At 33.4% G+C, this 19,036-nt stretch carries 16 protein-coding genes and 2 other annotated features; of the genes, 2 read left to right on the top strand and 14 right to left on the bottom strand.

Annotation, left to right across the window (positions count from 1 at the left end):
* Positions 1–83: 83 nt before the first annotated feature.
* Positions 84–317: a binding site (T-box leader), on the bottom strand.
* A gap of 44 nt (positions 318–361) precedes the next feature.
* From minD to ezrA, 12 genes are all read right to left on the bottom strand, one after another.
* Complete coding sequence (minD, locus tag AC1RPG_RS05650) at positions 362–1,165, bottom strand: septum site-determining protein MinD (protein ID WP_409022353.1); 804 nt, start codon at positions 1,163–1,165, stop codon at positions 362–364.
* Between the two features lie 2 nt (positions 1,166–1,167).
* A complete protein-coding gene (locus AC1RPG_RS05645; RefSeq protein ID WP_409022352.1) occupies positions 1,168–1,839 on the bottom strand; it encodes a septum site-determining protein MinC in 672 nt (223 codons plus the stop codon).
* A 19-nt stretch (positions 1,840–1,858) separates the two neighbouring features.
* Positions 1,859–2,380, bottom strand: a complete 522-nt coding sequence (gene mreD / locus AC1RPG_RS05640; protein WP_409022351.1) for a rod shape-determining protein MreD — start codon at positions 2,378–2,380, stop codon at positions 1,859–1,861.
* 13 nt (positions 2,381–2,393) lie between these two features.
* Positions 2,394–3,245, bottom strand: a complete 852-nt coding sequence (mreC, locus tag AC1RPG_RS05635) for a rod shape-determining protein MreC (protein ID WP_481761671.1) — start codon at positions 3,243–3,245, stop codon at positions 2,394–2,396.
* A 101-nt stretch (positions 3,246–3,346) separates the two neighbouring features.
* A complete protein-coding gene (locus AC1RPG_RS05630; protein ID WP_409022785.1) occupies positions 3,347–4,351 on the bottom strand; it encodes a rod shape-determining protein in 1,005 nt (334 codons plus the stop codon).
* Positions 4,352–4,558: 207 nt separating this feature from the next.
* Positions 4,559–5,239 carry a RadC family protein gene (gene radC / locus AC1RPG_RS05625; protein ID WP_481761670.1) on the bottom strand — a complete coding sequence of 227 codons (681 nt, stop codon included), beginning with the start codon at positions 5,237–5,239 and terminating at the stop codon, positions 4,559–4,561.
* A 49-nt stretch (positions 5,240–5,288) separates the two neighbouring features.
* Entirely contained in the window at positions 5,289–6,602 is a 1,314-nt protein-coding gene (locus AC1RPG_RS05620; RefSeq protein WP_481761669.1) for a bifunctional folylpolyglutamate synthase/dihydrofolate synthase, read from the bottom strand.
* A 75-nt stretch (positions 6,603–6,677) separates the two neighbouring features.
* On the bottom strand, positions 6,678–9,323 hold the full coding sequence (locus AC1RPG_RS05615) for a valine--tRNA ligase (protein WP_481761668.1): 2,646 nt from the start codon (positions 9,321–9,323) through the stop codon (positions 6,678–6,680).
* A 69-nt stretch (positions 9,324–9,392) separates the two neighbouring features.
* Positions 9,393–9,593, bottom strand: a binding site (T-box leader).
* A 37-nt stretch (positions 9,594–9,630) separates the two neighbouring features.
* Entirely contained in the window at positions 9,631–10,119 is a 489-nt protein-coding gene (gene tpx / locus AC1RPG_RS05610) for a thiol peroxidase (RefSeq protein WP_481761667.1), read from the bottom strand.
* A gap of 115 nt (positions 10,120–10,234) precedes the next feature.
* A complete protein-coding gene (gene thiI / locus AC1RPG_RS05605) occupies positions 10,235–11,452 on the bottom strand; it encodes a tRNA uracil 4-sulfurtransferase ThiI (protein WP_409022345.1) in 1,218 nt (405 codons plus the stop codon).
* Positions 11,453–11,467: 15 nt separating this feature from the next.
* The gene (locus tag AC1RPG_RS05600) at positions 11,468–12,619 is read right to left on the bottom strand and encodes a cysteine desulfurase family protein (protein ID WP_481761666.1); all 1,152 of its coding nucleotides are present in this window, start codon (positions 12,617–12,619) and stop codon (positions 11,468–11,470) included.
* 149 nt (positions 12,620–12,768) lie between these two features.
* Positions 12,769–14,490, bottom strand: coding sequence for a septation ring formation regulator EzrA (gene ezrA / locus AC1RPG_RS05595; protein WP_481761665.1), 1,722 nt, complete (start codon positions 14,488–14,490; stop codon positions 12,769–12,771).
* A gap of 391 nt (positions 14,491–14,881) precedes the next feature.
* Here ezrA and rpsD point away from each other — a divergent pair, with 391 nt between their 5' ends.
* Entirely contained in the window at positions 14,882–15,490 is a 609-nt protein-coding gene (gene rpsD / locus AC1RPG_RS05590; RefSeq protein ID WP_409022342.1) for a 30S ribosomal protein S4, read from the top strand.
* Between the two features lie 25 nt (positions 15,491–15,515).
* Here the strand turns inward: rpsD and AC1RPG_RS05585 are convergent, their stop codons facing one another.
* Positions 15,516–16,133 (bottom strand): DUF1054 family protein, encoded by a 618-nt coding sequence (locus tag AC1RPG_RS05585; protein WP_481761664.1) that lies wholly within the window; start codon positions 16,131–16,133, stop codon positions 15,516–15,518.
* 68 nt (positions 16,134–16,201) lie between these two features.
* Here AC1RPG_RS05585 and AC1RPG_RS05580 point away from each other — a divergent pair, with 68 nt between their 5' ends.
* Positions 16,202–16,648: a YueI family protein gene (locus AC1RPG_RS05580; RefSeq protein WP_481761663.1), complete on the top strand. Its 447-nt coding sequence runs from the start codon at positions 16,202–16,204 to the stop codon at positions 16,646–16,648.
* A gap of 48 nt (positions 16,649–16,696) precedes the next feature.
* Here the strand turns inward: AC1RPG_RS05580 and gshAB are convergent, their stop codons facing one another.
* Positions 16,697–18,955 carry a bifunctional glutamate--cysteine ligase GshA/glutathione synthetase GshB gene (gshAB, locus tag AC1RPG_RS05575; protein ID WP_481761662.1) on the bottom strand — a complete coding sequence of 753 codons (2,259 nt, stop codon included), beginning with the start codon at positions 18,953–18,955 and terminating at the stop codon, positions 16,697–16,699.
* Positions 18,956–19,036: the final 81 nt, after the last annotated feature.

Here is a 19,036-nt window from a genome sequence, read left to right as displayed (position 1 = left end):
CAAATTCATATTTTTCTCACGAAAAATAACTTATGTAGATTAATAAAAATGAGTATAAAAAAACTCTATAGTCATTATTGACTATAGAGGGCGACGAATCGCGGTACCACCTCAAACATCATTAAATTCTCACAAATTTAATCTTAACGAGTTTATTAAACTACAGCTATAACGGGCTTATCCCGGACTTCCCTAATTAACTAGTTTAGGAAATCAACTCGCAGATGTGTTTCAGACTTAAGAACTGTATCTTTTCAGCAATCGATACTCTCTTTAAAAGTTTGTTTAAGCCTTAATCTTCTGTTCAACGTTTTTCTTAATTGATAATAATTTAGCATACTGTCATTAACATTGTCAAGAATTAGTCTTTCTTAAACCATGAACCCATTTTTTTCCAAAAACCTTTTTGAGGCTGTTTTATTGTCATCAAGGGCACTGTTTCCCCTAGTAGTCGACGTGCTACATTACGATAACCTAATCCAGCTGGATTTTTAGAATCTAAAACAATTGGTTCACCATGATTTGATGTACTAATAACAGCATCGTCATCAACAATAATTCCTAATAAATCAATAGACAAATGACGTGTAATCTCATCAACATCCATTGCTTGACCATCTTCCATCATTTGACGACGGATACGATTAATAATTAATTTTGGTTGTTGTAATAATGGATTTTGCTCTAATAAACCTACCACGCGATCTGCATCACGAACCGCAGAAATTTCAGGCGTTGTTACAATAATAGCCATATCTGCACCAGCAATAGCATTCATAAAACCTTGCTCAATTCCAGCTGGGCAATCAATAATAACATAGTCAAACTCTTCTTTTAATTCATCAACAATTGCTTTTACTTGTTCAGGAACTAATGCTGATTTATCAGTATTTTGTGCAGCAGGTAATAAGTATAAATATTCGTTAAATCTCTTATCTTTAATGAGTGCTTGGTGTAACCGTGCACGACCCTCAGCTACGTCTACAATATCAAATAAGATACGGTTATCAAGACCTAAAACAACGTCTAAATTACGCAAACCAATATCTAAATCCATTAGAACAACCTTTTTTTCAAGAAGTGCTAATGCAGTTCCAATATTTGCAGATGATGTTGTTTTACCAACACCACCTTTACCAGATGTTACAACAATTGCTTTTCCCATCTTTAATATCCTCCAGCATGATTAAATAATTTTGGTCGAAGTGACTTTAATTCATCTCGATTGCCATAATCTATAATATGTAAATCATTAACATAGATTACAGTATCTTGACTGTTTGTTACTTTTTCATCATCTATAATATCAACTAATTCACCAATTCGTACTTGTGAAGCAGCTGAAACATCGCCCACAATAATGCTATCTGTATTATTGTTAAATCCAGCATGAATGACACCTTGAACTTCACCCATAACAAAAATATTACCAGCAGCTCGTAATTGACCACCCTGATGTAATTTACCTAAAAATAAAATATCACCTTTTAAATCAACTATTTGTCCACTTCGAATTGTTAGATAGCATAAATGAACGTTGTCATTTTCTTTTAAAATATTAGCATCTTCTATGGTCATTACTTCAGATTCGATTTTGTGTACTTTAAAATTACGGTATTCAGAAATAATTTTTTCGATTTTTTGCTTTTCATCTGCTGAAAACAATCGATTTTCTGTTTTAATATCAAACGAAATAACCGTTTCATCAGCATTCTTTTTTTCAGCACTTAAATTATTAAATAATTCTCTAAGTTCAACCAAAATTTTATCAAATCCGAAATCCTGTTTAAGAATAATTTCATAACCATCTTTATAACCTTTTAAAATAACACCTTGCATCTACGTTCACCCCTGAATTTTAATTATATCGGTTACTTAAATTCATTAATTTTGATATTGGATAGTACAAAATAATAAATACCACCAGATTAAAAGCTAAAGTTGGTCCAAACGAAGTACTAACGAATGTTGTTACAGATTCATTAGCAAATCCAATCATCTCATTGACTGCATAATACGAAACTTCTAAAACTGCCAAATCAATAAAATAAATGAGTAATATCACAATAAAAGATGGTTCGAAATATTGATATGCTATTTTAGTTAAATAAACAATTAATGGTAACAAAATCATATAAATACCCAAAATACCGGCATAATAACTATCAAATGCTAGACCAACACCAAACGCCCATAATTCAAGATGCTTATTATCTGAGTAAAAGATACCCATTATCAACCATAACAACAACAGGTGACTAACCATGATAGTCGTTTGTGATTGTAACTGTTCCATAAAAACAAATTGTATTGTACCATCCAAAAAAAAGGAAATAATAAGTCCTAACGGAAAAATATACTGTCTATTTTTATTTCTCATCTAATCTCACCTTCTAATCCAACGTCTGAGCAACTGTTACAACCGTTAGGTCACTCAAATCAACTGCAGGTTTGATATAAATTTTAGAAGCAAGTCCATAATCACCTTGCTCAACTTTAGACACAACACCAACATTTAAACCCTTTGGTGTTGTGCCTCCAAGACCAGATGTGACAACAGAATCACCTTTTTTCAAGGCTTTCTTAGAAGTAATTTGACCCATAATTAATAAATTATCTGTTTTATCATAGTCAGTAATTAAACCATTAATAATATCATCGTTTGAATTATTTACTTGAACTGCAAATCTATTAGCAGAATCATTAGTAGTCGATATTAATTCAACTTTACTATTTGTTTTATTAACTTCTATAACACGACCAATCAATCCAGAACCAGCCATCACTGGTGCGTTCTTTTTAACACCAGACGCACTACCTTTACTTATCACAAGTTGATTTAGCCAACCAGAAGGTAATCGCGTTAAAACAGATGCATTAATTGAAGTATAATCAGTCAATGTACTGTCCAATTTTAATTCCTTTTTCAGCTGTTTATTCTCATTTTTAACAGTGTCTGATTCCACTTGAACTTGTGCTAATTTATCAACTTGTTTTTTTAATTTTTGATTTTCTTGATATGTATTTAAAAGATCAGAAATACCAATAACTGAACTTTTTAAGCCATTTGCAGGATAACTAACTGCTCTATCAAATAGACCAACAACATCATTACCAAATTCTTGAATGAGCGGTGGTGTTGATTTTTTATTTCTAACGGAAACTGAAAATGAAATTAAACTAAAACTCACAATAATGGCTATTAAAATGATGATTAGTCTTCTATTTGAAAAAAATTTCTGCATGTTCGCTATCCTCCACTTACCTTATAATTAACTAAAAAATTAAGAGGCTGGATAAATAAACCACCAACCTCTTCATTTTTAGCTTATGTGATTTTTAAAATCTATCTTTTCTTCATGACGTCGATACTTTTTAATGATTCACCTGTACCAATTGCAACACAGTCGAGTGGTTCATTAGCAATAAAAACAGGCACTTTTGTAACTTCAGAAATAACTTCTGATAGGTTTTTTAATAATGCACCACCACCTGTTAATACAATACCATGGTCAATCACATCAGCAGCAATTTCTGGAGAAGTTTCTTCCAATGTTTCCTTAATAGCAGTAATGATTTCAGCAATAGATTCTTGAATAGCAACTGCAATATCAGTTGCTTTTACAGTAACTGTTTTAGGAAGACCCGTAATCAAATCACGTCCTCTGATAGTTGTATCTTCAATTGATGCAGCATCTTTAACTGATGCAGATGCAACGTCCATTTTTAATTGTTCAGCTGTTCTTTCACCAATCAATAAATTAAAGTTTTGACGAATATATGACACAATTGATTCATCCAATTTATCGCCAGCCATTCTGATAGAACGGCTTGAAACAATACCACCTAATGAAATTGTAGCAACATCTGTTGTTCCACCACCGATATCAACAACCATATTACCCGTTGGATCCATCACTGGTAATCCAGCGCCGACTGCTGCAGCAAATGGTTCTTCAATAACGTAGGCGTCACGCGCACCGGCAACACGAGTTGCATCAATAACGGCACGTTTTTCAACTTCTGTAACGCCACTAGGAACACATACCATTACATAAGGTTTACCTGCAGATTTACCTAAAGCTTTTTGAATGTAATATTTCATCATAGCAACTGTTGTGTCATAATCAGCAATTACACCGTCTTTCATTGGGCGAATAGCCACAATGCTACTTGGTGTACGACCGATCATTGCACGAGCATCTTCTCCAACAGAAACAATTTCATCAGTTTTAACATTTTTAGCGACGACTGAAGGTTCACGTAAAACAATACCTTTTCCCTCAACATACACGATTGTATTAGCTGTTCCTAAATCAATTCCTATATTCTTTGTTCCAAATCCAAACACAGTCTTTCTTCCCTTCATCGTCAGCCTTCTAGGCGCTTTTATTCGTAGTATTTACATTATATCATAATCAAAAGTGAGATTTCATTCAATATTTACTAATTTTTATTAAGTTTATCTTAAATTATTATAAGGTAATTAATTTTGAATCCATAATCTTATTAAGTTTATCATATCTAATTTCATAGAACAAGAGAGCACCCTTGATAATCAAAGGACGCCCTCTTCTTTCATACTAAGATATTTAGTATTACCCGAAATAATATGATCTAACAGCTCAATTCCCATAAGAATACCACATTTTTCAACTCTTTTAGAGAAAATAATATCATTCTTAGATGGTGTCACATGCCCACTCGGATGATTATGGACCAATATAATTTTAGCTGCACCATATTTTAATGCAACTGCAAAAATATCTCTTGGATGGACCGTTGCTGAATTCAAAGTTCCAATGAACAATGTCTCTTGTTTTACAATTTGATTTTTTGTATCCAAGAATAATCCAATTAAAAACTCTTGGTTTAATCCACCTAACTCAGCAACCATTCTAACCCCAGCATCATGACTTGAACAGATTTGTCCACAAATAAAATGAGGTTCACTGTTGATTCGTGTTCCCAGTGTAACAATAGCTTGTAATTGTAATGCTGTAGACTGATTATTCCCATCCATCAATAACTGATAATCTTTTAAACAACATTTTTTTAGTTGGCTTAAAGATTGGTAACGTGAAGAAAAATTATTAACACACTTTCCAACATCATTAGGGTTCGTTAATAATAAACTAAAAACAACCGTCAAAAGCTCTTTATCTGATAAATTATCACATTGATACTTTTGGATTTGTTCCAGTAGATATTCATTTGAGCAACTAGAAATAAGTGACATGGTGATTCCTCCTATTTTTTATTAAATACGAGAAATTCACTTATTTAAATTATTCTGATACAAAATAACTACGAACCTCCGAAATAAAGTACAACGATCCTGTCACAAGTAATAAATCATCAGAAGACATTTCGCCAACACTTTGAACTAATGCCTCTTTCCAACTTTCTTGAATGGAGACATTATCAAACTTATTAACGTTGAAATCATCTATTTTGCTTACTAGACGTGGCCCTGAAAATTGAGTTAGTATAACTCGTACATGAGGAACTGCAGCTAATTTTTCCAGCATTTGTTTGCCTTGCTTATCCGCTAGTACTGCAAAAATAATTGTGATTTCTTTATCTTGAAAATGCGTTTTAAGCAACTGCGTAATCCGATCCACTGCTGCGCTATTGTGCGCACCGTCTAAAATAACTAACGGTTCATCATTTACTTTTTCAAAACGTCCTGGCCATCGTGTCTCTGAAATACCTTGCCTAATTGATTTAGGACTAATGGCCCATCCCTGAATTTCAGCAACCTTCTCAAAAGTAGCAATTGCTGTTGCTGCATTTTCATCTTGAAATTCACCTAATAATGGCACAGAAAGTTGTTTAATATTCAATTTATTCGACGTATACGTTAAAATTTCTTCCCATGATGATTTTGTTCCCTCAGATTTAGCATTAAAATCCACTCCTAATCGAAAAATAGGACTATTTTTTAATTTAGCCTCATTATTAATCACGCTAAAGACTTCATCAGTTACTCTACCAACGATAATAGGCCGATTACGTTTAATGATACCTGCTTTTTGTTGCGCTATCTTTTCAATTGTATTACCTAATATTTTCATATGATCTAGACCAATTGTTGTAATAACTGAAATAATTGGATCAATAATATTAGTTGAATCATACTTCCCGCCTAAGCCCGTTTCAACAACTACAATATCTACAGGATTTATGCTGCCAAAGTATACAAACATCATTGCAGTAATAATTTCGAATTCAGTTGGTCCCCCCTCAAAATCGGCTAGTTCAATATCCATTCGATCAACAACTGGTTTCACGACATTTACTAAATGTAAAAGGGCGGTATCATCAATCATCTGTCCATTTAAGGAAATACGTTCATTAAATTTAACAATGAATGGTGAAGTATAAGTTCCTACATTCAACCCTTGTGCAATTAATAATTCACGTAAAAATGCAACTGTTGAGCCCTTTCCATTCGTTCCAGCAACATGAATCATCGCGATATTACCTTGTGGGTTATCTAAGCGTTCCATAAATGCTCGCATTCTATTCAAAGATGGACTTTTTTTAAATTTTGTTCGCCCATGAATAAAATTGAGTGCCTCTTCGTAAGTTGTGATCAATTTTCCGTCCCGCTTTCTAAAAAAAATAGACTTATCTCAGGTATATTGTACCCGAAATAAGTCTATTTTGTTAGATTAAACTTCTGCTTTTAAATCAGAAATTCTTTCCTTAGTTGCTGTTAATTTAATTTGGTAATCTGCTAATTTTTCTTTTTCTTTTGTAACTACTGCCTCAGGTGCACTAGCAACAAACTTTTCATTGCCTAATTTTTTAGTTCCACGCACAACTTCAACATCAAGTTTTTTAACTTCTTTTTCCAAACGAACAATTTCGTCATTCAAATCAATTAGTTCAGCAAGTGGCATATAAATCTCTGCTCCCGTAATTACAGACGTCATTGCTAGCTTAGGAGCAACAACATTTGAACTGATTTGAAGTTCCTTAGGATGACAGAATCGTTGAATAAATTCTTGATTGTCTTCAAAAATAATCTTTGTTTTTTCATCAGTTGTTTTAATCAATAAATCAACTGCACTGGACATAGGTGCATTTACTTCTGCACGATTATTTCTAACAGCACGAATTAATTCAATTAAATTGTTCATATCAATAACTGATTGTTCATCTTCAAATTCTGGATGAACCACTGGGTAATCTGCAACAACAATTGATTCCCCTTCATGAGGCATTGTTAACCAAAGTTCTTCAGTTACAAATGGAATAATTGGATGAAGCAATTTCAATGTTTGATCTAAAACATAAGCCAAAATTTGTTGTGTATTTTGCTTAACTGTCAGATCTTCACCATTAAGATTTTCTTTACTCATTTCAATATACCAATCACAGAAGTCATTCCAGATGAAATTGTATAGAGCACGACCAGCTTCACCAAATTCAAAGACATCAAATAAGCGTGTAACTTCAGAAACAGTTGTATTTAATCGGCTTAATATCCATTTGTCAGCAAGCTGCCATTCTGATTTAGCTGGTAATTCAATTTTATCCACACCATCTAAATTCATAATAACAAATCGACTAGCATTCCAAATTTTATTAATAAAGTTCCAAGAAGCATCCATTTTAGTGTAACTAAAACGAACATCTTGTCCTGGTGCAGATCCATTAGATAGGAACCAACGAAGTGCATCTGCTCCATACTTTTGAATAACGTCCATTGGATCAATCCCATTACCAAGTGATTTACTCATTTTACGGCCATTCTCATCACGAATTAATCCATGAATCAAAACGTGTTCAAATGGACGTTCATCTGTAAATTCTAAGCTTTGGAAAATCATTCGTGATACCCAGAAGAAGATAATATCATATCCTGTGACAAGCGTATTAGTTGGGAAATAACGTTTAAAATCAGGTGCATCAGTATTTGGCCAACCCATTGTTGAAAATGGCCATAAAGCACTTGAAAACCACGTATCTAAGACATCATTATCTTGTTCCCAATTTTCGATATCAGTTGGTGCAACCTCACCAACGTACATTTCGCCAGTTTCTTTATGATACCAAGCTGGGATTTGATGTCCCCACCATAATTGACGTGAAATAACCCAATCATGAACATTTTCCATCCACTGTGTAAATGTATTTTCAAATCGTTCTGGGACGAATCCAACTTTGTCATCCCCTTGTTGGAATTTCAAAGCTTCTTCTGCGAGTGGTTTCATTTTAACAAACCATTGTGTTGATAAACGGGCCTCAACTTGAACGCCAGTTCTTTCAGAATGACCAACACTATGTGTAATTGGATCAATCTTAATCATTAAGTCCTCAGCTTCAAGATCTTTAACAATTGCTTTACGTGCTTCAAAACGGTCCATGCCAACATATTTACCAGCATTTTCGTTCATTGTTGCATCTTCATTCATTGTATTAATACGAGGTAAGTCATGGCGATTACCTACTTCAAAGTCATTAGGATCATGAGCAGGTGTTATTTTAACCATCCCTGTCCCAAATGCCATATCAACATAATGATCTGTAATAATAGGAATTTCTTTGTTAACAAGTGGTAGAATGACTTTTTTACCAACAATATCTTTGTAACGATCATCATCAGGGTGAACAGCAACAGCGACATCGCCCATCATCGTTTCTGGACGTGTTGTCGCTATTTCAATAAATCCAGAACCATCAGCGAATGGATATTTAACATGATAAAAAGCACCTTCATCATCTTGATGAATGACTTCAATATCTGATAAAGCGGTTCTTGCTTTAGGATCCCAATTAATAATGTATTCGCCACGATAGATTAATCCTTTATTATATAAATTAACAAAGACTTTTTTTACGGCATCTGACAAGCCGTCATCTAATGTGAAACGTTCACGACTATAATCGAGTGATAATCCCATTTTAGCCCATTGCTTATGAATAACATCAGCGTATTCATCTTTCCAATCCCAAACTTGTTGTACAAATTTCTCACGGCCTAAATCATAACGCGTCACACCTTGTTCAGCTAGTTTAGCTTCAACCTTTGCTTGTGTTGCAATTCCAGCATGGTCCATTCCTGGTAACCAAAGCGTATCAAAGCCTTGCATTCTTTTTTGTCTAATTAAAATATCTTGTAATGTTGTATCCCAAGCATGGCCTAAATGTAATTTACCAGTAACATTAGGCGGTGGAATAACGATTGAATAAGGTTTTGCTTCTGGATTAGCATTAGGTTTAAATAAATCTTTTTTCAACCATTCTTCATAACGGCCAGGTTCAACCTGACTTGGATCATATTTTGTTGATAATTCAACTTCTTTTGTCATGAGTTCTCCTTTTCATCTATCAATTTTATTTTAGGCATAAAAAAACACCGTCATCAAAAAACATTTCTGTTTTAGGACGACAGTGCCGTGGTACCACCTAAATTGGGTTTTAACCCCTCTTAATTACTTTTTAACGAACAATAATGTCCGGTTATTCCTACTTAATTTCAGAATAACGACTCCTGAGCTACCACCATAATGTCTAATTAAAATGTTTCAGCCTAGCATTTTATCTCTGAAATGACTGGTGTTCTCATTCTTTGTCTGTAGTCACATTTTAGCGTTTATTCTGAAAATCGTCAATATTTTATTTTTTTAATTCTTCAAGTAGTTTAGCGTAGTCTGGCTCATTTGAGATTTCCGTAACCAGTTCTTCATAAATAACATGTCCAGTTTCATCTAAAATGAAAACCATTCGAGCCATATGACCAAATTCCGGAACATCTAATCCAGTAACTTTCGCAAAATTCCCCTTATCTGCATGAAGCAATTGTAAATTGTTTACACCCTCAGCGGCACACCAATTTTTTTGATCTTCTTTTGAATCATCAGATACGGTAATAAATTCGATATCTCTAAAATTATCTGCTTCCATATTAAAACGTTTTGTTTCTATACTGCAAACACTTGTCGTAATACTTGGAACAACACTTAATACTAATTTTTTACCTGTACTTTTAGGTAATGTTACAACTTGATCATTTTCATCGTACGCATTAACTGTAGGAAAAACTTCCCCTACTTTTGGTGCTTCCCCAACTGTATCCATTTCACTACCATGACGAGTTACTTTCATAATTGACCACCCTTTCTTTATTTATCTCTATCTTACTCAATTACTGTTTAAGAAGCGACTTATTTGATTGGACAAAAAAAGATTAGACCGATTTGTCTAATCTTTTAAAGTGCTACTATAGTAATTCTGCGAATAATTCACTATTTTCATTTAAATATTCTTCGCCAACACGAATCTTGCTAACCTTGACACCTGCCAATGCACGTTCCATTAAGCCATCGATATCCAAACGAGCTTCAAATTCCCTTGAACGGTCTAAACGAGGCTTTGTTTTAGGTGCTGGTGGGGCAAAAATTGTACAACAATCTTCAAATGGTTTAATTGAAAGTTCAAATGTATCAATTTTTTTAGCAACATCAATAATTTCATTTTTATCCATTGAAACGACTGGTCGAATAATTGGCATTGTTGTAACGTCATTAATTGCAACCATGCTTTCAAGTGTTTGAGAAGCAACTTGGCCTAATGATTCTCCATTAAAGATTGCTAATCCACCACGTAATTCGGCAATTTTTTCAGTTAAACGTAACATGAAACGACGTGTTATGGTCATTAAATATGGTTCTGGTACATCATGTTTAATTTGCTCTTGAATCTCAGTAAAAGGAACTTCAATAAATTGAATCGTTCCAACATAAGGTGTCAATTTAACTGTTAGTTCTTTAGCCTTAGCTAAAGCTTGTTCACTTGTATATGGTGGACTGAAGAAATGAACCATCTCCATTGAAACACCACGTTTCATACCAAGGTACCCTGCAACAGGCGAATCAATTCCACCTGATAACATTAACATCCCTTTACCAGCAGTACCAACGGGTAAACCACCAGCACCCTGACGCGTTTCAGAAGATAAGAAAATCCCATTTGAACGAACTTCAACACGTAAAATAATATCAGGCTGTTTCATTTTAACAGTAATGCCAGGCACGTGATCTAAAATCCAGCCACCTAGTTCGTCATTCAACTCATTAGTATCTAATTCAAAATCATGATCAGAACGACGTGTGTTAACTTTAAATGTTGTCCCTTCAACAAATTGCTCACTAATCATTGCTACAGCTGTTTCTTTAACTAAATCCATATCTTGTTCAACGCGAATTGCAGGTGAAAAATTTTGAATCCCAAAAACCTGTGATAAACGTTGCATAACTAATTCGCTGTCGTCACCGTTTAAATTAATGTGCATCCGATCACGATTTGCTTTAACAACTAAATCATCAAAACCATGTAAACTATTTCGAACGTTTGTTCCTAGGCGATCAATAAAGTTCCTCTTATTTTTTCCTTTTGTTGATAGTTCGCCATAACGAACCATTATCTCTGTATATTGCATGTCGACATCCTCTCATTATTTAGAATTAATTTTTTCAAATTTATGATACAAAATATCAAAAATACGATTAAATTCTTTTGCTTCTTCTAGCGTATTATTTCCATCAAAACTGATTCGAACGGCTGATTTAGCAAGCGGTTCTGGCACATTCATTGCTAATAATGTGCCAGATGCTTGATTTTTCTTTGATGAACAAGCACTTGTAGTTGAAATATATATTCCTTCACTTTCAAATGCATGAACAATTGATTCGCCACGAACACCCTCAATTGCAAAACACAATATATGTGGCGCAAAATTTGATTGTAATTTTGAAAAAGTTGTAATCTTATCAAACTTACTAATATGGTTGAAAACTAATTCTTTAACAGCTTTTTGTTTCATCACCATCTTAGTTTCATCTGTTAATAATAATCGCAATGCTCTTGCCATGCTAGCAATTGCAGGTACATTTTCAGTTCCGCTACGTAAGTTATGTTCTTGTCCACCACCTGTAAGAAGTGGTTCAATGTGACGACCTCTTTTACTGTAAATAAACCCTACTCCACGTGGCGCATGAAATTTATGCCCAGAGAACGTTACAAAATCTACTCTGTCACTCATAAAAGCTTCTTGCACACCTTTACCAATGGCTTGAACAGCATCCACATGAAAATGAACTGTTGGATAATCTTTTAGTACGTCCCCAATTTCAACTAAAGGCTGAATGGTTCCAATTTCATTATTAACTGCCATAACTGAAACTAAAATAGTATCAGATCTCAAAGCAGCCTTTAAATCATCAATACTAATTCGCCCCTCATCATCAACTGGCAAATAGGTAACCTCAAAACCAAGCTGTTCCAGCTGAGCCATTGTATTCATAACAGCAGGATGCTCAACGGTTGTCGTAATTAAGTGCTTACCATGGTTCATTTTTGCCATAGCCGTTCCTTTAATTACCCAATTGTCACCTTCAGTTCCACTTCCAGTAAATAATATTTCATCTTCAAATACATTTAATAAGCTTGCGATCTGTTGGCGTGACTGCTCTAATAAATTATGAGCTATCTCACCTAAGTTATTTAGGCTAGATGGATTACCCCATACTTGGTCACTAACTTTATTATATGTATCTAAAACTTCGGGCGTTATTTTTGTTGTTGCGCTATTATCAAAATAAATCATTAGTTACCTTCTTTTCTGAAAAATACTTTTCTCATTATAATATACTTCGTACCAGATTGACACTTTTTATTCATCCCTGGTGTTTCTTTATAGAATATAAAAGTGGCGACTGAACAAATTAATGCCCTAGTCCCCACTTAATATAGTTACTATTCAATTTCAAAGCTGTCTTCCATATTATCATAATATTGTTTCTCTATTTTTTTATATGAACCAGGCTCTACTTTATCTAATGCAGTCGCAATTGTTTCCAAACTAGCTGCATAATTAAAATCATTATTAAATAATTGCTTTGCCTTTTCAAATGCAATTGCAATCTCTTCATTCGAATTTCTAAATCTATTCGCATATTGTAGTAAACTCTCAGATAACGATGCACTATCAATAAGATCGTGTGTCTTATCTTCTAAACTTTCAAGATCTGCTTCAATATCGATAATTTGTTTTGCAATTTTTTCAATGTTAATTCTTAATTTACCAATTGCTACTTCAACTTCTTCAATTTCATCACTAACAACATAGAAAAAATCTAAGTAATCATTAGGTAGTCCTGGAAGATTAACCTGTTCAACTTGTCTTTTAATTTGATGTAATTCAATATCAAATCTTTGAATTGTTGCGCTGGCCTTTTTTTCATTGCTACGTAAATCCTGAATACTAGCATCAATTTTTTGTTGTTCAGATTCAATTTTTTCTAACAACTTAGAGTTTTGTTCAACTCGCTCAGCCATCTCGCTATAAATTGCTTCACCAGAATCAATAACCGCTTTATCAGTATCATGTTGTGCATCAATGTCCCTAATTTGTTGATTTAATTTTTGCGCGTCTTCTAATTCATTATGACTTAATTCATAATTTTGACCCAATCTATCTAATTCAACTAAAAGCATTTGACTTTGTTTTTCAGCATGATCAATGAATTTACGATAACTTTCTTCTTGCTTTTCTATCTTATCTTTTGCGGCCAACTCTTTTTCCATAACATCATATAAATAATCAATTTGATTAGCCATGTCATTAACTGCAACAATTGTTGACGCTACTTCTAGGTTCTCTAATTTAAGTAATGTTTCGTCAACACGTGTTTGAATTTCGTCTATTTGTTTAGGGATGTCATCCCCCACTGGAAAATTATAATTTTCATCCGTTAATTTCATGTAACCAGATTGTAATTCAGCAAGTTGATCTGGAAATTCGTTCTTCAAACTTTTATATAGTGGTGGAATCTCATCAAGAATCTTTTCTAACGAAGTTGTATCTTCTCTTAACTTACTTAAAACTTTTTCAGCCGTATCATGATCTCCAGCACTCGTTAATGTTGAAAAACGGTCAAAATCATCTTCAAGACCAGTTAGTTTATCCTCAAGTTTATCGATACTAGGTCCATACGAAAAGTTCTTTGATAATAATGTTTTACGTAAATCCTGATATTTTTTTTCAAGTGAATCAACAGCTTGATGATTACTTTCATCACTTTCTTTCAACGACGTTAATGCTTTTTCAATCCCTTTAAGTGTTTTTTCACTTGAAATTAATTTTACTTCTATTTCTGCCGCTAATTGACGGTTAGAAAGAAATTGATATTTCGAGTTTGCTTCATATGCTTCATTAATTTGTGTCGAAATTTTAGGCAATTTTGCATTTTGCACTTCTTTAAAGTCTGATTGTAATGCTGAAAATGTTTTAAGACTTTCACCTGTTAACCCCAAATCCTTCGTTAACTGAAGCTGTTGTTCAACTTCAGAATGAGCAATAACCTTTACTTGATCACGAAATGTTTCGAATTTTTTTTCATTGCGTTTCTGAAGAAAAAACGCTGTTGCATAGATAATAATGGCTACTACTATTATTCCAACAAAAATCTGTGTCATATCCTAATCCCGCCTTTAGCTTACTAAAATTTATATTTACTTTTCACATTCAAATTTTATGCTTCTAATCATTATATCATAGACCTTTAAAGCGTTCACTAGCTTTTATCTATTATTTATAGAAATTAATGTTATTAATTATATACATTCTTTTTATTATGTAAACAAACGTGAAAACAAATTGACATTAGTTTAAAAAGACAGTATGATGAGTCTTGTGTAAAATAATGCAGCGGTGGACGGTAAGCTCGTCAACAGTTTGTTGCCCAATTGTCTTGGTTCAATTAGTACCCTTTCAGCTGCAAAGGTGAACATTGCAAAACAAACTGCACGAATACTAAGTTCACAAAGGATTATTTTACTCCAAAACAAATATTGGAGGAATTTATATATGTCACGTTATACTGGCCCAAGTTGGAAAGTTTCACGTCGATTAGGTCTTTCTTTAACAGGTACTGGTAAAGAATTAGCTCGTCGTCCTTATGCACCCGGTGATCATGGTCAAAACAATCGCCGTAAATTATCAGAATATGGTTTACAATTACGAGAAAAACAAAAACTTCGTATGATGTACGGTTTATCAGAACGTCAATTTGCTAACTTATTTATTAAAGCTGGTACAATTCGCGAAGGTAAACATGGTGTTAACTTCATGATCTTACTTGAAGGTCGTTTAGACAACGTTGTTTATCGTTTAGGTTTGGCTTCTACTCGTCGCCAAGCTCGTCAATTGGTAAACCATGGTCACATTACTGTTGATGGCAACCGCGTTGATATTCCTTCATACGCAGTTGAAATCGGTCAAGTAATCTCATTACGTGAAAAATCAAAGAGTTTACAAATTGTTAAAGACGCAATGGAAGCATTAGTTGGCCGTCCACAATTCGTACAATTTGATGCTGATAAATTAGAGGGTTCATTAACTCGTTTACCAGAACGTGAAGAACTTGAAGCAGATATCGACGAATCACTTATCGTTGAATACTACAACAAATTATAATTTCAAATTAAAAAACATCTCATTCTTAATGAGATGTTTTTTTTGTCCATATTTTATAGATTTCAATTAGTGGCAGTAATGTATTTTTCAAGTCGTTTAGTTGTTTATATTCATTTAAGCTAAAAAACTCATCTTCAATAGCTAAATTCTGTCCAATCAATAGTTCTTTAGTTTGTACACTACTCCACTTTTGACTATCAGTAAGTGTTATTGTGTTTGCTAAAGTACCCGTCTCTTTATTTGTATGATCCACTGACCACACGAAAGTATCTTCTAGTTTCTGAATCATTATTATTGATTCAGAAACGCCCTCTTCATACAAGCTTTTGTCTTTAATATCTGCTAATGCAGATAACCAGATAAATAACCGATCATCCCAATAACCAATTTCAAAATGTGGCATCATTTTATAGCCACGTTTATTCTCGCTAAAAGCCATCCAAGTATCAGGCGGTGGATTTTTTGATCTTCTAGCATGTTTTGCAATGTGCAAATACATTTTAATTCCTAATTGTTCTTCTAAAAAAGGTAGTAGTTCAGCTCCCACCTTTTCGAATTTGGGATCAATAATTGTCTTTATTTTTTTTAATCGTCCGTCTAATGTTTGATCTTTAAAAATTAAAAAATCATCTTTTATAAACATTTCGCTCTCTCCTTTTGTATCAAACATGGTATGCTAAATTCATAACTTACTGAAAGGTGGTCAACTCCATGACTGAAAATAACTTAGATCCACATCTTCAATCTGGCCTTTACGGAACACCTCAACTTCATCCCGATGAACAAAGAAAGTACTTAGGGACATTTAGAGAGCGGGTCAGCCTAGCAATGACTGTTGCTGAGGTAACAGCATCTAAAAATATGGCTGGATTTGAAAAAGAACTACTTGAACATCCCGACTATCATGTTCTACTTAATGGTACAATTGATCAGAATATATTAGCCCCATACATCACCTTAACGCATAAGCATGATGTTAAATTTACATTAACATCAAATAATGATACTCCTGATGGGGTTGAAATTATGGGGCTAGTTGTCGCTTCTGAAAAAAATGCGATTAATGAATCTGTTATTGATATTAATGAAAAATATCCAATTATACAAGTTGAAACGCCAGAAAAGAAAAAATCATTTTTTGAAAATTTATTCGATTAGCATAAAAACTTAAACTAACACTTTTATATTAAGTGTAGTTTAAGTTTTTTATTTGGTTTCTAAAATCTTTACTATTTCATTAGCAATAGGCTGGTTATCTCCAAAATTAGGAAACGAATTTATCGATAAATCAGGAGCCGTTTCAATTGAAAGAACGGTTAAAGCATCCCTATGTCTATAGTCATATGCTATATACAAGTTAGGAATAACCACATCAACTGCCCCCATCGTCATTTTTAAACGTTTTGCATAACCTTCAATTAACGCTATATATGATTCGTCCATTTGATTGCTAACTTCATTTTGATTTGCACCCGAATAAAAATTACTATCATATCTAATGATTGCTTCAGACCCTCTTGAAATAACAGTTGATTCAGTAATACCTTGTGATGCTATTGTTTGATGTTCAACTTCTGACAATTTAAGCGGATACCATGGACCTTGACTAGTACGTTCTACTTGTGCATTTTTTATTGTAATTAACTGTGCCAACGTCTTTCGTCCATCGCCAACTACACTAACTGGTAATCTTTCAACAATACCCTTTACATGGCCACCTACAATCATAAATCGATAGACTGACCCAACAGTAATTTCTTCAATTAAAACTTGTGTATCAATTGATAAGATACGTTTAACGGCTTCTTTATACTCGCTTAACGTCGGAGCCACTCGAAATACATGTGTTGCTTGACTGCTCTTTATGAATCTTGGCTTAATAACTAATGCTTTGTTGACTACATCTGCATAATAGTTCATAGCTTCATCTAAAGTGTGTACATTAATACTACTAGGAACTTTAATATCAAGGTTGCCCAATATTTTTTTAGTTGTTTGCTTGTCATATGCAATTTTGTTTAAAACACTGGTATCTAAATCAGAAATTACCCCATTTTGCAGAAGATGTCCGTTCACCCGTATGACGTCCAAATCACTGTCAACAAGATCAAAATAAGACCCTCTTTTTATCAACGCTGCTAAAATAAGCTGCGTATTTTTCGAGTAACAGTTAAAGCCAATCAATGAACTTAACTGTGACTGATACTTTATCTTATTAGATTTTGCTTGTTCCATTGCAAAATCAGCCAACGATTTATTAATATCTTCATCAACTATCCTTGCACTCAGACTCAATTCAGGTCGTTCAAATTGTAATTTAAATTGAACTAATGTATCCTCTAAATTTTTATCTAGATAAAAATTATCATTAAATAAAATTAATTCGTTCAGCAGTTTTATTGCAGCATTTTTAACAATCGAGGTTGTTTTAGGGTCTTCTATTGCCACCTCATTTTTTAATTGTTTCGCTTTAAATATAATATCATCAACTTCATTTTCTGCCATATCTGGCGTCATTAGAAAGTAAGCCGCTAATAATTGAATAAACTTAATTGTGTCACCTTGAATACCAACACGAGAAAATGGATCAACATCAAATCCACGGAGTTCAATATAATTAACACCAGATGAAATTAATGTATCTTCCTTTTTAGTAGCTGATTTAAATTGTACATCTCCATAATATTCAGAAAATGATAACAATTTACCATTCTGGACCATCTTATTAAGTGACGTAACGTATGAGTTAATTGATCGATAAGAAGCTTGAACTGAACTATCAATATTGGTATAGCCAAATTCACTGTTTCTAACACTTCTAACCGGATGACAAGCATTATAATTAGTACTTTCAACAATTGGTGTTGCTCCAAACAAGTAAGTTGTAAGCCAACTCTTTTCCATAAATTTGCGTCCAATTTTTAAATAGACGTAATTATGAAATTCTATATAAGAATTAAAATAACTATGAAACTCAGAATCAAATAAAATCTGAATTACTTTTTCTGGAAAGCTAAAATTAAGATGTACAGACGTAAAAAGTTGACGTTTTTTTCCATACTTTTCTGCTAATTTATTTCGGTATATAAATCCTAATTCATCTGGATGCGCTATTCTTACTTTAGATTCATCCACTGGTAATTTAGGAATTGAACTCAATGGCCATAACTGTTCATCACTATCCAATTCTTGTGTTGCGACTTGTTGAATGGCATCTAGATAGTTAATAACATTATCAGCCCCCTCAATTGGTGGCGTGATAAATTCCATTTGTGATTCGCCAAAATCTGTTTTTATATAAGGATGTTTAAATCTATCTCCTAATGATTCAGGATGATCAGTTGAACTCAGCACTCCCGTATTCTTCACTCTTTGAGTTTCTCGCTCTAATCCTATCAACGATTTTCTAAGTAGAGGTGCGAGCTTTTCTTCCTGAATTTGTAATCCGATTGCATCTAGTTTCATATCATTGTGCCTCCTCATTTGTCTATTACATTGTACCAAATATTTGAATTAATCCTTCATATTTGCAATCCATTGTGCCAA

Source organism: Dellaglioa sp. CoH-57-MRSF-18 (genome assembly GCF_056781995.1).
This window is presented reverse-complemented; position numbering and strand designations above follow the sequence as displayed.

What these genes read in the sequence shown, in the direction of transcription:
- minD (WP_409022353.1), bottom strand. Translation starts at nt 1,165, where the DNA reads ATGGGAAAAGCAATTGTTGTAACATCTGGTAAAGGTGGTGTTGGTAAA.
- AC1RPG_RS05645 (WP_409022352.1), bottom strand. Translation starts at nt 1,839, where the DNA reads ATGCAAGGTGTTATTTTAAAAGGTTATAAAGATGGTTATGAAATTATT.
- mreD (WP_409022351.1), bottom strand. Translation starts at nt 2,380, where the DNA reads ATGAGAAATAAAAATAGACAGTATATTTTTCCGTTAGGACTTATTATT.
- mreC (WP_481761671.1), bottom strand. Translation starts at nt 3,245, where the DNA reads ATGCAGAAATTTTTTTCAAATAGAAGACTAATCATCATTTTAATAGCC.
- radC (WP_481761670.1), bottom strand. Translation starts at nt 5,239, where the DNA reads ATGTCACTTATTTCTAGTTGCTCAAATGAATATCTACTGGAACAAATC.
- AC1RPG_RS05615 (WP_481761668.1), bottom strand. Translation starts at nt 9,323, where the DNA reads ATGACAAAAGAAGTTGAATTATCAACAAAATATGATCCAAGTCAGGTT.
- tpx (WP_481761667.1), bottom strand. Translation starts at nt 10,119, where the DNA reads ATGAAAGTAACTCGTCATGGTAGTGAAATGGATACAGTTGGGGAAGCA.
- thiI (WP_409022345.1), bottom strand. Translation starts at nt 11,452, where the DNA reads ATGCAATATACAGAGATAATGGTTCGTTATGGCGAACTATCAACAAAA.
- AC1RPG_RS05600 (WP_481761666.1), bottom strand. Translation starts at nt 12,619, where the DNA reads ATGATTTATTTTGATAATAGCGCAACAACAAAAATAACGCCCGAAGTT.
- ezrA (WP_481761665.1), bottom strand. Translation starts at nt 14,490, where the DNA reads ATGACACAGATTTTTGTTGGAATAATAGTAGTAGCCATTATTATCTAT.
- rpsD (WP_409022342.1), top strand. Translation starts at nt 14,882, where the DNA reads ATGTCACGTTATACTGGCCCAAGTTGGAAAGTTTCACGTCGATTAGGT.
- AC1RPG_RS05585 (WP_481761664.1), bottom strand. Translation starts at nt 16,133, where the DNA reads ATGTTTATAAAAGATGATTTTTTAATTTTTAAAGATCAAACATTAGAC.
- AC1RPG_RS05580 (WP_481761663.1), top strand. Translation starts at nt 16,202, where the DNA reads ATGACTGAAAATAACTTAGATCCACATCTTCAATCTGGCCTTTACGGA.
- gshAB (WP_481761662.1), bottom strand. Translation starts at nt 18,955, where the DNA reads ATGAAACTAGATGCAATCGGATTACAAATTCAGGAAGAAAAGCTCGCA.